Origin of the sequence: Marinobacter gudaonensis (assembly GCF_900115175.1) — a bacterium.
In the GTDB taxonomy this organism is placed as follows: domain Bacteria; phylum Pseudomonadota; class Gammaproteobacteria; order Pseudomonadales; family Oleiphilaceae; genus Marinobacter; species Marinobacter gudaonensis.
The window spans coordinates 233,090-247,374 of record NZ_FOYV01000002.1; the positions used below are offsets into that span (position 1 = coordinate 233,090).

13 protein-coding genes are annotated in these 14,285 nt (G+C 59.2%); 1 reads left to right on the forward strand and 12 read right to left on the reverse strand.

Annotated features, from left to right (window positions below; all coding sequences use genetic code 11):
• Positions 1 to 5 precede the first annotated feature (5 nt).
• The 11 genes from BM344_RS14180 to BM344_RS14230 form a co-directional block, all read right to left on the reverse strand.
• Complete coding sequence (locus BM344_RS14180; RefSeq protein WP_091991641.1) at positions 6 to 1,970, reverse strand: methyl-accepting chemotaxis protein; 1,965 nt, start codon at positions 1,968 to 1,970, stop codon at positions 6 to 8.
• Between the two features lie 82 nt (positions 1,971 to 2,052).
• Entirely contained in the window at positions 2,053 to 3,276 is a 1,224-nt protein-coding gene (locus BM344_RS14185) for a porin (RefSeq protein ID WP_139229646.1), read from the reverse strand.
• Between the two features lie 24 nt (positions 3,277 to 3,300).
• A complete protein-coding gene (locus BM344_RS14190; RefSeq protein WP_091991645.1) occupies positions 3,301 to 5,340 on the reverse strand; it encodes a TRAP transporter permease in 2,040 nt (679 codons plus the stop codon).
• A complete protein-coding gene (locus BM344_RS14195) occupies positions 5,337 to 5,852 on the reverse strand; it encodes a DUF1850 domain-containing protein (protein WP_091991647.1) in 516 nt (171 codons plus the stop codon). The genes BM344_RS14190 and BM344_RS14195 overlap by 4 nt, the downstream gene beginning before the upstream one ends.
• Before the next feature lie 15 nt (positions 5,853 to 5,867).
• Complete coding sequence (locus BM344_RS14200; RefSeq protein ID WP_091991650.1) at positions 5,868 to 6,827, reverse strand: TAXI family TRAP transporter solute-binding subunit; 960 nt, start codon at positions 6,825 to 6,827, stop codon at positions 5,868 to 5,870.
• 183 nt (positions 6,828 to 7,010) lie between these two features.
• On the reverse strand, positions 7,011 to 7,436 hold the full coding sequence (locus tag BM344_RS14205) for a secondary thiamine-phosphate synthase enzyme YjbQ (RefSeq protein ID WP_091991652.1): 426 nt from the start codon (positions 7,434 to 7,436) through the stop codon (positions 7,011 to 7,013).
• 41 nt (positions 7,437 to 7,477) lie between these two features.
• Positions 7,478 to 8,542, reverse strand: a complete 1,065-nt coding sequence (locus BM344_RS14210) for a succinylglutamate desuccinylase/aspartoacylase family protein (protein WP_091991654.1) — start codon at positions 8,540 to 8,542, stop codon at positions 7,478 to 7,480.
• A gap of 3 nt (positions 8,543 to 8,545) precedes the next feature.
• The gene (gene rimK / locus BM344_RS14215; protein WP_091991656.1) at positions 8,546 to 9,454 is read right to left on the reverse strand and encodes a 30S ribosomal protein S6--L-glutamate ligase; all 909 of its coding nucleotides are present in this window, start codon (positions 9,452 to 9,454) and stop codon (positions 8,546 to 8,548) included.
• Complete coding sequence (locus BM344_RS14220; RefSeq protein ID WP_091991658.1) at positions 9,451 to 9,960, reverse strand: ATP-dependent zinc protease family protein; 510 nt, start codon at positions 9,958 to 9,960, stop codon at positions 9,451 to 9,453. Before BM344_RS14220 ends, rimK begins: the two co-directional genes overlap by 4 nt.
• Positions 9,941 to 10,825 carry a mechanosensitive ion channel family protein gene (locus BM344_RS14225; RefSeq protein ID WP_091991908.1) on the reverse strand — a complete coding sequence of 295 codons (885 nt, stop codon included), beginning with the start codon at positions 10,823 to 10,825 and terminating at the stop codon, positions 9,941 to 9,943. Before BM344_RS14225 ends, BM344_RS14220 begins: the two co-directional genes overlap by 20 nt.
• A 52-nt stretch (positions 10,826 to 10,877) precedes the next feature.
• Entirely contained in the window at positions 10,878 to 11,687 is an 810-nt protein-coding gene (locus BM344_RS14230; protein WP_091991660.1) for a hypothetical protein, read from the reverse strand.
• Positions 11,688 to 11,877: 190 nt separating this feature from the next.
• Here BM344_RS14230 and phrB point away from each other — a divergent pair, with 190 nt between their 5' ends.
• Positions 11,878 to 13,281, forward strand: a complete 1,404-nt coding sequence (phrB, locus tag BM344_RS14235) for a deoxyribodipyrimidine photo-lyase (RefSeq protein WP_091991662.1) — start codon at positions 11,878 to 11,880, stop codon at positions 13,279 to 13,281.
• Positions 13,282 to 13,529: 248 nt separating this feature from the next.
• Here the strand turns inward: phrB and BM344_RS14240 are convergent, their stop codons facing one another.
• Positions 13,530 to 14,276, reverse strand: coding sequence for a molybdopterin-synthase adenylyltransferase MoeB (locus BM344_RS14240; RefSeq protein WP_091991664.1), 747 nt, complete (start codon positions 14,274 to 14,276; stop codon positions 13,530 to 13,532).
• Positions 14,277 to 14,285: the final 9 nt, after the last annotated feature.

Consider the following 14,285-nt stretch of genomic DNA (forward strand, 5'->3'; position numbering starts at 1 on the left):
AGCTTTTAAGATAGATCACCCACGCGAAAACGACTCACTGCGGTTTGCAGTTCCGCCGCCAGTCTGGCCAGATCGGCACTGGCAATGGCAGTACGGTCGGCGCGCTCTGCGCTTTGCTCACCAACCTGGCTGATCTGCGACACGCTGTCGCTGATGCTGCTGCCCACCAACTGTTGCTGTTCAGCCGCCCGTGCAATCGACTGGTTCATCCGTTCGATGGCGCTGAACCGCGAGGCAACGTCGGACAGGCTCTCACAGGCCTCCGTTGCGGCACTCTCCACCTGTTGGCTGATGGCAAGGCTGGTCTGCATTTCCCGGGCTGCCTCGGTGGCGACCGCCTGGAGGTTGACCACCAGCACCTCGATTTCAGCAGCGGAGTGTCGTGTCCGCTCCGCCAACCCCCGCACCTCGTCCGAAACCACCGCAAATCCGCGCCCTTGCTCTCCCGCCCTCGCGGCCTCAATGGCCGCATTCAAAGCCAGCAAATTGGTCTGCTCGGAAACGGATTTGATCACATCAAGGACCGTGCCGATGGCATGGGTTTCCGTTTCCAGTTTCAGTACCGAGTCTGCCGACTGAGCCAGTCTACCTCCGAGGTGTCGCATCTGCTCCTGTACGGATTCGAGCAGATGTCTCCCCACATGCATGCCCTGATTCGCGGCGCTCGTATGGGAGGACGCATCACCCGCACTGGTCGCCACTTCCCGGATGGAGTTTGCCATCTGCTCAATGGCAGCCGCTGTCTGCGCGGTTTCAGACTGCTGGTGCTCAACACCGAGTCGAGTTGCCTCGGCGGTCTCGGACAAGCGTTTCGACTCGGTGGTAACCGTTCCCGTGCTGGCGCTGATCTGTCCGATCAGTTCCCGCAGACGTTGTGTCATGTGACACATGGACCCTGCCAGTAAACCCAGCTCATCACTTCGCTGCACGGACACCGAAACCGTAAGGTCCCCTCCCGAGATCCTCTGCGCCGCTTCCACGGTCTTACGCAGTGGGACAAGAATCAGCCGCGTAATTACCAGAGCCGCACCGATTCCCAATAGGACAGCCAGCGCACTCATCAGGCTTACACCGAGTATTGAACTCTGCCCCACCGATTCCATCGCTGATCGCTGACTGACCGATACCTCCTCGGCCCGCCGAAGAACGTCTGCAGCTGTTCGCTGCATTCGAGTCTCGGCTCCGGCGATGGCTGCCATTGATCGACGGTATCGCTCGAAAGCAACACGGTAGGTTTCGAGTGCTTCACCCGCGGCATCCAGAACAGCCCGCTCGGAACCACTACGCTCCGCTGCAAAGTTAGCAACGTCCTGACGGAGCGCCAGAAACGTGTCTTGCCACTGCTGGTACACAGAGGGCGAAGCGGTGCTCAGGAACTGGTGTTCAAGCTCACGTAAACGGTTCAGGTTCCGCGAAAAATTCACCGCTGTCTCAGCGAGGTCTACCGGGTCGCCGGCAGGCATTCGGGGTAATTTCAGGATGGCTCGCGTTCTTTCAAAGAACTTTTCCTCAAGCGATGCAAAGGCTGTGAGGGTCTCACGGGACTTCTCCCCCATCACCACTTGCGAATCCGAGGCCAGCCTTTTTGCCTCCGCGTAATGGTTGAACGCGTTCAGGTACTGCGCGCTCTGGCGGGCAATAGCATCGAACTGACTTCTGTATTCCTGGCTGTTGGATCGCGCCGCAGCGTCGCCGGCCAACGTGACAATTCGCCCAATCTCCTTCTCTACCTCCTCTTTGAGGTTGTTATTCGCCGTTAACGCGAACGTTTTTTCCCGTTCCCGGACAAGACCCAGCGACGCGTGTATTCGAGCTACCTGCTTTACGAGGTTGGCTCGATCCATTATTCCGTCAATCGCCAGTAGCCCGGCACCTGCGACACCGCAGGTAAGCAGGAGAACGAGGCCGAAACCGGCCATGAGTTTCATTCTCACGGAGAGATCAAGGAACCACTGGGTTACATGAGCCATAACCACTCCCAATTTGTCCCGGAGATACGTCAGAACGACGATGCCTTGCCGGGACTGCTAAGGCTCCGGCAAGGCATGGGCCTCAGAACTTCAGACGACCACCGACGAGTACAGTTGTGATGTCTTCAAAATCGGCTCCCGGGCGGTCGAGGGAGTGGCGGTTCACCCCGGCATAGGTATCAAACCACTTGATTGGCTGAAACACGTAGCCAACCCCGATGGTTTCGGCTGAATCGCCCTGCTGAAGCCGGTCTTCGGTTACGGCGTAGTGAACATCGAATGCGTGTTGGCCAGACTTGTAACCGAGCTTGCCGAGATAGAAATCTGCATCCGGGTTAGCAGGATTATCATCGCTGGTCGTGGAGTAGGCACCCGTCAGATTGATCCCACTGTCATGCAACCAGGAAACGGAACCGCCCAACGTCTGAAAACGGTCAGCCTGCCCCCCAACGTCTCGGGTCGAGAAACCAACGGCACCGATGATCTTGCCACCCAGCTCACCAGAAAATCTGGCGCCCACTTCCGTCACATCATCCTCGCCTTTGATACCCTGGCTGACTGCGGGTTGAATGCCGCCAATTGATGGAAGGTCGTAGCGAAGACGGCTGTATCTGCTTTCAAAATCCTGATCGCTCATGGCCGAAATCAGGCGAACACGAGTGGCAGAAGATTCTTCCAAAAACTCAAGGCCGCCGCCAACCAGGGCGGGGTTGGTCCAGGAAACGAGCAGCGTTCCGGAAAGGTCTCGTTCAATGTTGCCATTCGCGGCGCCATCGCCCTGGCCCAGCGACAGCTTGCCAAAGCCACCAGACACAAAGACGTTGAGATGGCGTTCATTAAACTCACCGCTTATTGAACGCTCGTTGAGACTGACAGCATTCGACGGATTCTGCTGATACTCCAGCTCAAGATGGGCTCCGATTGTGAGCCCTGTGTCATTGAGATCGCCGCTCAACCGGGCGCCCACGCGACTGGCACTGTTGTCGTTATCAACGATGAAGTGCTCACTGCCGTCCCCTGTGTCGCCAAACAGAAGCCCGTAGTTCAGCTGGCCATATGGATTCACAGAGACATTGGAAACCTTGGCCTGGGCGAGTGCACCCGAGGCGGCGACACTGGCGGCAGCGAACACCAAGCAAGATGCCAGTGAACGTCTCGCACTGACAGTTCCGCAGCTGACATTGGAATGAACAGTTTCTTGTTTTTTCATAGTTCTCACTCTCGTTTTGGTTTTAATTTCACAACGGTTTTTTGCTTCATCTCTGAATCGTTGGTTTTGTCGCACCCCCTTTTTCTGTTTGCTCAAAAGTCTTTCCACCAGGGCGGAGCGTTACCTCGAGACCTCTGCGAGTACCGCAGAGCCGCCCTGTTGCCGCCGGTAGCTTGCGAAATTCAGCCCAAGCAGTGCTGCAATGGTTAGAACGCCTGCGATCTCTACAGACACGTTCGGATAGAAGATCGCGATGACAGCGCCACTGAGTAGAATCCGCGCCCACGCCCTGATGTAGGTGAACAGGAAGCCTTCAAGTGCAGCCGCAAAGGCCAAGAGCGCAATAATTGCAATGAAGCCATTCCAGAGAACGATGGGTAGGGGCCCACCCTCGATAATCACGGGGTTAAAAACCATGAACAGCGGCACCAGATACAGACCCTTGGCAAACTTCCAGGCCTGCACGCTGGTTTCCATGGTCTTGCTGCCAGCTATGGCGGCGGCAGCATAGGCGGCAAGCGCAACAGGAGGCGTGACATTAGAGTCCTGGGAATACCAGAACACCAGAAGGTGTGCGACCAGTAACGGTATGCCGAATTCATTGGTCAATGCAGGCCCGACCAGAACAATCAGGACGATGTAACTGGCCGTCACCGGCAGACCAAGTCCGAGAATGAGACTGGCGATGACGACGAGGAGTAGCGCCATCAGGATATTGCCGTCGGCGAAGGCAATCATCATTGAGGAAAACTTGAGTCCAAGGCCCGTAAGGCCAACAACCGCGACTACGATCCCCGCAATTGCACAGGCGATGCTAACAGCCACTGCATTTCGTGCTCCAAGCTCCAAGCCCTGCAGCAGCTTGACCGCGCCCACCTTGAAGGCCAGTTTGACCTCGGTTACCAAACTGTCCTGGGCCTTACCCCGCTTTACCGCCTGCCATAGGCCGTTGATTCCGGCAATCGCGATGATGCCTACAACGGCGTAAAAGCCGACTCGCATCGGCGAGACTCCTATAACAAGCAGATAGACCAGCAGAATGATCGGCAGGAGGAAGTACCACCCCGTTGCCATGACATCTTTCACTTTGGGCAGTTCGTCCGAAGGCAGACCTTTCATACCCTGCTTGATCGCGATGATGTGCACTAGCAGGTATACCGTTGCGAAGTACAGCAGTGCGGGAAATACGCTGACCTTGACAATCTCGAGGTAGGGAACCCGGGTATATTCAGCGATCAGAAACGCGCCAGCACCCATTAGTGGAGGCATAATCTGCCCACCGGTACTCGCTGCGGCTTCAATACCACCGGCCTGCGCCGGCCGGTAACCGAGCTTTTTCATCAGCGGAATGGTAAAGGCGCCCGTGGTAACCACGTTTGCGATTGAGCTGCCTGAGATTGACCCCATGCTGGCTGAGGCCAGTACTGCCGCCTTCGCCGGCCCTCCTCGTTGTCGACCGGTGGCCGCAAAGGCCAGGTCGATAAAGAATCGCCCGGCTCCTGTGACTTCCAGCATTGCGCCGAAGAGGACAAAGATGAAGACAAATGTCGCTGCGACGCCAAGGGGCAAACCAAAAATCCCCTCCTGCCCGAGAAACAGCTGAGCACCTACACGATCAAACGAGTACCCGCGGTGATCCAGAATTCCCGGTAACCATTGGCCGAACTCGGCAAGCGGACCGCGCGAGCCGGCCACCGCATACAGGATTGCAACCACGCCAATAACGGTCAGCCCCGTGCCGACGGCACGTCGACTGGCCTCAAGCAGAGTGAGGGTACAAACCCATGCCATGACAATGTCGGTCTGGTTCCAGAAGCCAGCTCGCGCCATGATGTCGTCAAGAAACCACACCAGATAGAAACCCGAAGCGGCGGACGCGAGGAATAAGCCAGTATCTATGATCGCTGCCCATGTTCCTCTGGGCTGACCTGGCTTTGGACCGAATAGAAGAAAACACAACATCATCACTAGCGCGAGGTGAATGCCCCGCTGGTAGAACAACCCGAGAGGCTGGATTCCAGCGCTGTACAACTGGAACAGAGACAAGCCGATGCCCACCAAGGCAATAAGCCACAGTAGCGGACGCGGCCCGCTCAGAGCCTCGGGCTGCCAGTCGCTCGATGTCTTGATGTTGAATGGAATCGCTGTTTGCTGAGTCATTGGGTCTTGCTTCCTTTGTCTCCGACGAGATCGAGTCGAATCTCGACCCGCTGATTTTCGGCCAGCTGACTGAGATTCACGTACCGCGAGTCGACGCGGATACGGTGATTAACGGTGCTGGAACCGACCCGCAACCGGAGGACATTGCTTGAGATGGGCACGTTCATATCAACAATCCGATATCCGTGCTTTTGGTTTGTTTCCAGGATCCCCCGTCCCGCCAGGTAACCCAAACCTGCTGCAAAATCCGGTGTCTGGCTGCTGTCCAGAATCAATCGGTTCTCCTCGGTCCGAAAACAGTCGGTTACGGGAAACCCCTGTACCGAGTGATTCCAGATGAGGCACCAACGACCGGACGGAGGTAATGCAATCTCGGCAATCGGTGTGCTCTGGGCGTCGGAAATGACAAGGCGCTGCGCTCGACCCTCCTCAGCCTCAGCGGTGAGCACCACTGTCGATGCGAACCAGACAAAGGCTGCGACTGCACGTCGGTAACACGAACGGGAGATCATGGGGCTCAGTACCGGCTACGGACGCAGTTTGTCCGGAATGGACTGTCCAATTTCCTCGTAATAGCGAATAGCACCGGGATGCAGGGGAATCGGAGTAGACTCGAGACTGAACTCAACCGTTGTGTCATAGGCAGCAGGATGAATGGCCCGGAGTTCTTCCACCTTTTCGAAAAGCAGCTTGGTGATCTGGTAGGCGAGATCCTCTTCCATTCCTGAGTTCACCGTCAGTACGTTCGGAATACCAATCGTTGATACCGGCTCTTCTACACCTTCGTACACTCCCGCTCGCAGCTTGTATGGCGCGAATACCGCAACAGCATCCCGCGCGTTGGCAACTTCTTCCTTTGAGAGGGAAACCAGGGCAACGTCCCTAGTCGTGGCCAGGCTTACAATAGAGCTGGTGGGTGGGCCAACGCTCCAGAAACCCGCGTCAATATCGCCGTCCCGAAGAGCATCTGCAGATTCATTGAAATTGAGACCCCGAACATCGAAGTCCTCGAAGCTGATTCCATTGGACTCGAGAAGCGCCTTGGCATTGACCTCCGTGCCACTTCCGGGGGCCCCGACCGACACGCGCTTACCCGCAAGGTCAGACAAAGAGGTGATACCGGAGTCTGCAAGCGTCACAATCTGGACAGCGTTGGGGTAAAGCGAGCCGAGAGCAAGAACATCCAGCTTATTGCCGTTGAACCGCTCTCCACCGTGGTAGGCCTGATGAACCGTGTCGGCAAGCGCAATGGCCAGATCCGAATCCTGCCGATGAATCAATCCCATGTTTTCGACAGAAGCACCAGTAACTTCCGCCACAGCGCTGTAGCCTCCAATGTGGCTGCTGATCAGCTCAGCAAGCCCGCCTCCCAGGGGATAATAGGTGCCGCCGGTTCCACCCGTGGCAATGGAGAGATTGGTTTCAGCCTGGGTAACTCCCACGCCCATCAAAAAAGTAGCGCTGGCTGCCAAGAGCAACTTTCGCATGTTAATCACCTCGTTTTTGTTGGATTGGTATCGATGTCCTCTGGACGTCGATTACGCAACAAGGTGATTGCAGCTACTGTGCCAAGGCCAAACCCCTTGCGACACAAGGGCTGGACAGGGCAAGGAATTACGGTCTGCGCAGATTTTCGCCGATCGGTAAATTTTCGATGAGCGGATTATGGCTTACCAACGCCCCTGCAGCGTCGCCACAATCCGTCGGCTGCCAGCCCGGTCCCGGTGCTCACACAGATAGATGCCCTGCCAGGTGCCCAGAGCCAGGCGGCCATGATGCACCGGGAGGGTCAGGGACGGTCCGATCAGGATGCTCTTGATGTGGGCCGGCATGTCGTCCGGGCCTTCGGCCACATGCTCGTAGTGCGGGGCATTCTCGGGCACCATCACATTGAAGTGGCGCTCCAGGTCGCCGCGGACGTCCGGATCGGCGTTCTCGTTTACCGCCAGGGAGGCGGAAGTGTGCTGGATGAACAGGTGCAGCAGGCCCACCTCGCAGTTGGTCAGATCCGGCGCCTGGGCAACAACCTCATTGGTTACCAGGTGGAAGCCCCGGGGCAGTGGTGCCAGTTCGATGAATGTCTGATCCCAGATCATGGTAACCCTCCTCCGCTGTCCGTATCAGGCGCCCATGCCGGCTATTTCTGCCTGTCGTCCCAGGGGTGAACGGGCACCACCGCATCGCCCATATCGCCCTCGTAACTGCTGCGGAAATACTCCATGGCCTTCTCGGCCTCGCTGAGCTCGTCAAAGCGGGCCACGTGGTAAATGGCCTCCCCCTCGTTCACCAGCGGGAGATTGTTCACGCAGATCACAATGCCCGAGCAGGGCGACACCACGGCAATCTCCGACTCACCAAACGGGTCGGCCACCATGGCCAGGCGCTGGCCCTTGCGCACCTTCTGGCCCAGGCGGGCCACCGGACGCATGATGCCGTCGATATCCGCCCTCGCCCACAGGGAGTTGGCGGCGGTTTCCGAGCGCTTTCTCGGGGCCTTGGGCCCCTTTTTCGGGGGCACCATGGCCAGTTCCCGCATCACACGGATAACGCCTTTCACGCCGCTGCTGATCACTACGTCGTCGAACCGCAGCGCCTCGCCGCCCTCGAAAGTGATTACCGGTATGTCCTGGGAGTCGGCGTAGGCCCGCAAACTGCCTTCACGCAGACCCGAGTTGATGATGATGGGCGCCCCGAAGGCCTCGGCCATACGCACGGTTTCCGGATTCTTGAGCTCGGCCCGGATTTGCGGCAGGTTGAACCGATGCACCGCGCCGGTGTGCAGGTCGATGATGTGGGTGACCTTCTCCATGATCTGGCTTCTCAGCAGGTAGGCAATTCGCCCACCCAGGGAGCCGGTTTCACTGCCCGGGAAACAGCGGTTCAGGTCGCGCCGGTCGGGCAGGTACCGCGTACGCTGTACAAAGCCGAAAATATTGACGATGGGCACCGCCACCAGGGTGCCGCGCAGGTGCCTCAGGGCAGAATTGGTCAACACCCGGCGCACAATCTCCACGCCGTTGATCTCGTCGCCGTGGATGGCGCCGCACACCATCAGCACCGGCCCGTCCCGGCGGCCGTGGACCACTTCCACCGGAATGTGCAGGGGGGTGTGGGTGTAGAGTTTGGCCACCGGCACTTCCACGGTCTGGCGAGTGCCCGCCTTGATCTGGCTGCCGGCAATCTCGAAGGGCGCTCGGGCCATGGCTCAGCCTCTCCCGCCCTTGGTACCGGTTTTCCAGGGTTTCTGGTTTTTCTCGGTCCAGTTGATGATCATGCCAGCGACGTTCTTGCCAGTGGCGTTCTCGATGCCTTCCAGGCCCGGCGAGGAATTCACCTCCATCACCAGCGGTCCACGGCTCGAACGCAGCAGGTCAACGCCGGCCACATTAAGGCCCATGGCCTTGGCAGCCTTGATGGCAGTACGGCGCTCCTCCGGCGTAATGCGAACCAGCGAGGCGGTGCCGCCCCGGTGCAAATTGGAGCGGAATTCGCCTTCGGCGCCCTGGCGCTTCATGGCGGCAATCACCTTGTCGCCAATCACGAAGCAGCGGATATCGGCGCCGCCGGCTTCCTTGATGAACTCCTGCACCAGAATGTCGGCCTTCAGGCCCATGAACGCTTCAATCACACTCTCGGCAGCCTTGCGGGTTTCCGCCAGCACCACACCGATACCCTGGGTGCCCTGAAGCAGCTTGATCACCACCGGCGCACCGCCGACCATCTTCAGCAGCTCGGGTACGTTGTCCGGCTTGTTGGCAAATCCGGTAATCGGCATGCCGACGCCCTTACGCGCCAGCAGCTGAAGCGAGCGCAGCTTGTCCCGGGAGCGGCTGATGGCAACCGATTCGTTCACTGGAAACACCCCCATCATCTCGAACTGGCGCAATACGGCGGTACCGTAGAAGGTGACCGAAGCGCCGATCCGGGGGATCACCACGTCAAAGTCCTCCAGAACCTCCTCGTGATAGTGGATCTGGGGGTTGGCAGAGGTGATGTTCATAGAGCAGTGAAGGCAGTCGATTACCTTCACCTCATGGCCACGATTGATGCCTTCTTCCACCAGACGACGGGTGGAGTAGAGATGGCGGTTTCGCGACAGTACCGCAATTTTCATTTATCAGTCCTTAGGGCCGGTTCACCGGCAAGATAGGAAGCTTCAGGATAGACCACCGCACGTCCCGCCATGGCGGTTCGACCGAGCAGCATCCGGAACCGCATGGAATCGCGGTTGGTCAATGTCATTTCGATGGGCCAGCTCTGGCCAGCGATCACCAGCGTGGTTTCAATCACCACGCGCATTTCCTTGTGCCCACCGGAATCGGAAACGTTACGTTCGTCCAGGACCCGGGCGTCGCATTCCACCACCTGATGCAGGTCGTTCTGGACCGGATGCACCCAGAATCGGACGCGGCGTTCGCCTTTTTCCGTGTAGGGTTCCACCCGAAAGGTATGCAGACACGAGGTGCGTGCCCCGGTGTCAATCTTGGCCTTGATCCGGCCGATGTCCAGATCCGGCAAAGCCACCCACTCACGCCACCCCAGGTCAACCTTGTTCTCGGCAGGCTTTGGCCTGATCGTCTTCAACGGCGGCGTGGCTGTTTCAGTGGTTTTTGTCGACATCCGGGCGATCCTTATCATTTCCTGTTTCAGGCACTGTTGCCGGCGCCCCGTCCGCGCCCATCAACTGAATGCGGAAGGGCTCCGAATGACTGCCGGCATAAACGCTGGTGTGGGGGAACGGAATCTCGATGCCCTCCTGGTCCAGGGTTTTCTTGATGGCGACCATCATCCCGCTGCGCCCCTCAAGAACCCGGTCTTTGGGCACCCAGAAGGAAAACTGGAGATCCACGGACGAAGGCCCGAAGGCGGTCACCAGGGTAAAAGGCTTGGGCTCCTCCAGGCAGTTGGGGTCCTTTTCCGCCAGCTCCAGCAGCAGCGCCTCAACTCGTTCCACATCTTCAGCGTAGGCAATTCCCACGGTCAGGTCGAGCCGGCGGATGGGAAACCGGGACCGGTTCACCACACGGGTCTTGATCAGCGTCTCGTTGGGAATGCGCACGTAGAGGTTATCGGAGGTTCGCAGTTTCACACTGAGCATGTCGATGCCCACCACCTCACCCATGGTGGCTTCCACTTCAATGAAGTCACCGATCTCGAAGGGTTTTTCCACCAGCAGGAACAGGCCACTGATCATGTTCGAGGCCGAGGTCTGGGAGGCAAAACCAATGGCCACGGTGAGAATACCGGCAGCGCCCAGTACCACATCCAGGGAGAAACCGGCCTCGCGCAATGCCGCAACGAAAAACAGGATGATGATGAGATAGAACACGAACCGCCGAACCATCACCGTATGGTGGCGGGTGGAGCGCTCTGCCATGAACCGGGTGACACTGCGGGCGGCCAGGGTCGCCAGGAAAATACCGAGCACCAGCAGAAATGCCGAACTGATCCACTGGCCCCAGGCGATATCGGTAAACACCCTCATCACGCCGGCCTCGATTGTCTCTAACACGGTAACAACTCCATCAAAATCCAGTTCAGCCAAACATTCGGTCGAACGCCCGAACCAGACGGCCCCGGGCTACTTTTTCACGGGCATCCGCCACGTGCCGGCAGGGGCCTGCAGCCGCGAGCAGGCTCTGTTCCACATGCAGACTGGCGGAATTCAGCTCCGTTTCCACCTCTACCGTCACACCCGGCGTCCACAGCTGGCCCCGCTCATTGAGGTGCAGTGACAGCAACGGCGTGGGCAGACTGAACCGCTCCAGCAGCAGCGGCTCGTCCCGACTGTTGATCAGGGTCACCGGTGTCACGGCCCGCCATGGGCGTTTGGGCACGGCCTCCAGCACCAATCGGGCAACGCTGGCCGACGCGTAACACAGCTCGCCCTCCATGGTGTTGCGCCCCACCCAGGTGAGTGACGGCGTTGCCAGTGGGATTTCCGTCAGTACCGTTTGTCGCTCACCGACACAGACTTTCATCCAGACCAGCGTGCCTACATAAATGGTGCAGCGACCGCCGGCCGGAATGGTGAGCGGCTGAAACGGCCGGATAACCGTGGGCAGCTTGGCCAGAGCGGGTACGAAGGTGACCGTCGACGACGGGTTTTGCCGGATGAATCGCTGTAGCGGAACCGATGCCGACGGCAGGGTATGGCCAATGGTTTCTGTCCAACCCACCGGATCGGTGTCGAGTTCGAGAGTCTCAGACCTTATCTGCCACTCGAGATCCAGCATCGTGACCCACAGCCGGATATGACCCAACTGGTGGTACTGGGTCTGCCCGGAAGCCAGGGAATACGGCTGGGCCCACACGCCGTCTCGACGGCCCTCGGTAGTGTTCTCCATGTTCCGAACCAGACTCCTAGAATTTGACCGGCTGACTGATGGGGTTCTTCACTCGCGTATTCTTGACTGGAAAGTGCCTTCACTATAATCCAATCCTCTACCCCGGGCGAATATCCAAGTCAGTGATTTTATTGAAGCACCGGGCTGTATTTACCCCTACAACGACCACTTTGACGGGAATGGACAACGGATGACACAACTGGTCTGGTTCCGAAACGATCTGCGCCTTGCCGACAACCCGGCACTCACGGCCGCCTGTGAGAGTGACGACAGGGTGGCGGCCTGCTTTATCCTCACCCCGGAGCAGTGGCAGGAACACGACTGGTCGCCGGCCCGGGTGCAGTTCGTGATCGCGCACGCCAACGCCCTGGCCGAACGGCTGGCGGAACTGGGCATCCCTCTCTCCTTTATCCACGCCCGGCGTTTCAGCGACAGCATCAATGCCCTGGCAGACCACTGCGCGAAAGAGGGCATCCGTACCCTGCACTTCAACGAGGAATACGGCGTTAACGAGCGGAAACGGGACAAAACCATCAAAGCCCGGCTCGACGACCTTGGCATCGCCGTGCGCAAATACCGGGACCAGACCGTGGCCCCCGTGGGCGAGATCCTCACCCAGCAGAACGAGCCCTATTCCGTATTCACACCCTTCTCGAGACGCTGGCGCAGCTGGATAGACGAGACCCAGCCAGGCCTGTTTCCAGCCCCGACCTCCCGGGGCGACCGCCTGAAACCGGAGCGCATCGATGCCATACCCGAGGCCTTCCGCGATGCCCCGAAGCCTCTGGTAGCCACCGGTGAAGACGCCGCCCACAACCAGCTGGAACAATTCCTCGAACACCGGGCCGGCGCCTACAAGGATCAGCGCGACTTTCCGGCTGTTGATGGCACCAGCCAGCTCTCCCCTTACCTGGCCAACGGCGTGCTTTCCGGGCGCCAGTGCCTGATCGCCGCCAGACAGGCGCAGGGTGCGGGCGGCAACCAGCAGGGCCTGAGCACCTGGATCAACGAAATCGCCTGGCGCGACTTCTACGTGCACATTCTTTACCACTACCCGCGGGTGAGTATGCACCGCGCCTTCAAACCCGAAACCGAAGACCTGCGCTGGAACACCCCCAGCGAGCACTTCGAAGCCTGGAAAACCGGTAACACCGGCGTACCCATCGTCGACGCCGCCATGCGCCAGCTCCGGGAAACCGGCTGGATGCACAACCGCCTGCGCATGATCACCGCCATGTACCTGACCAAGAACCTGTTCATCGACTGGCGCCTGGGCGAGGCCTGGTTCATGTCCAACCTGATTGACGGCTTCCTGGCCTCCAACAACGGCGGCTGGCAATGGAGCGCCTCCACTGGCACCGACGCCGCACCCTACTTCCGGGTGTTCAACCCGGTCACCCAGAGCCAGCGTTTTGACCCGAACGGCGACTTTATCCGGGAATGGGTTCCGGAACTGGCCAAGCTGGACAGTAAACGGATTCATGATCCCGGAGCGAAAGGCGGTGTGATTCCGAAGGGGTATCCAAGGCAGGTCGTGGATCTCAAAGAGACGAGGAAAGAGGCCATCGCGAGGTTTCAGGAGCTGAAAAACTGAAACAAATTGGAGCCGGCGAAAACAGCTGACTCATAAGCTTGCGGAGAGCTTGCCAAAACCCTGCGGAGCCATGGGTGGAGTGCGCAGCACTTCACGGGCAAGCCAGGGACGGCTTGCCCAGGACCTCTGGCGCGACGCAGGAGCATTAGCGACAGAGGGCGGAGCGGAGCCTACAGGGATGTATTCACGGCGTGTTTTGGCAAGCTCTCCGCCAAGACCGCCCTACTCCAAATCCGGCTGCACCGAGTTCAACCAGAACAAACCGGACAAGAAGGATCCCGAGCCAGCTTCATCTCCCGCCACTGCATCTGCCAGGCATCCAGAATCAGCAACCGCCCGATCAATGGCTCGCCCACCCCGGAAATCACCTTGATGGCCTCCATCGCCTGGGCCGCGCCGATCATCCCCACCAGGGGCGCAATCACCCCGGCCTCGGAACAGGTCAGATCCTCATTACCCTGCTCCGGGTACAGACAGTGGTAGCAGGGGCTGTCCTCGCGCCGGCTGTCGTAAACCGAGAGCTGGCCTTCCCCGCGAATGGCGGCGCCGGACACCAGCGGCACCTTTGCCGCCACGCAGGCGCGATTCAGGGCAAACCGGGTGTTGAAGTTATCGGTGCAATCCACCACCAGACTCGCCTCCTCCACCCGACGGGCCAGGGCGTCGCCCTCCAGGCGCTCATTCACGGCGGTCACCGACACCAGCGGATTGATCCGGAGCACCCGCTCGGCCAGGCTTTGCGCCTTGGATTCGCCCAAGTGGCCCTGGTCAAAACCGATCTGACGCTGCAGGTTGGCCAGCTCCACCGTGTCGTCGTCCACCAGCGTGAGGTTACCCACGCCGGCGGCACCCAGGTAGAGCGCCACTGGGCAACCCAGGCCGCCGGCACCAAGCACCAGCACCCGGGCAGACTTCAGGGTTTCCTGGCCGGCAATGTCGAACCTGGGCATCAGGATCTGCCGACTGTAGCGCAATAATTCTTCGTCACTAAGCATTCACATCTC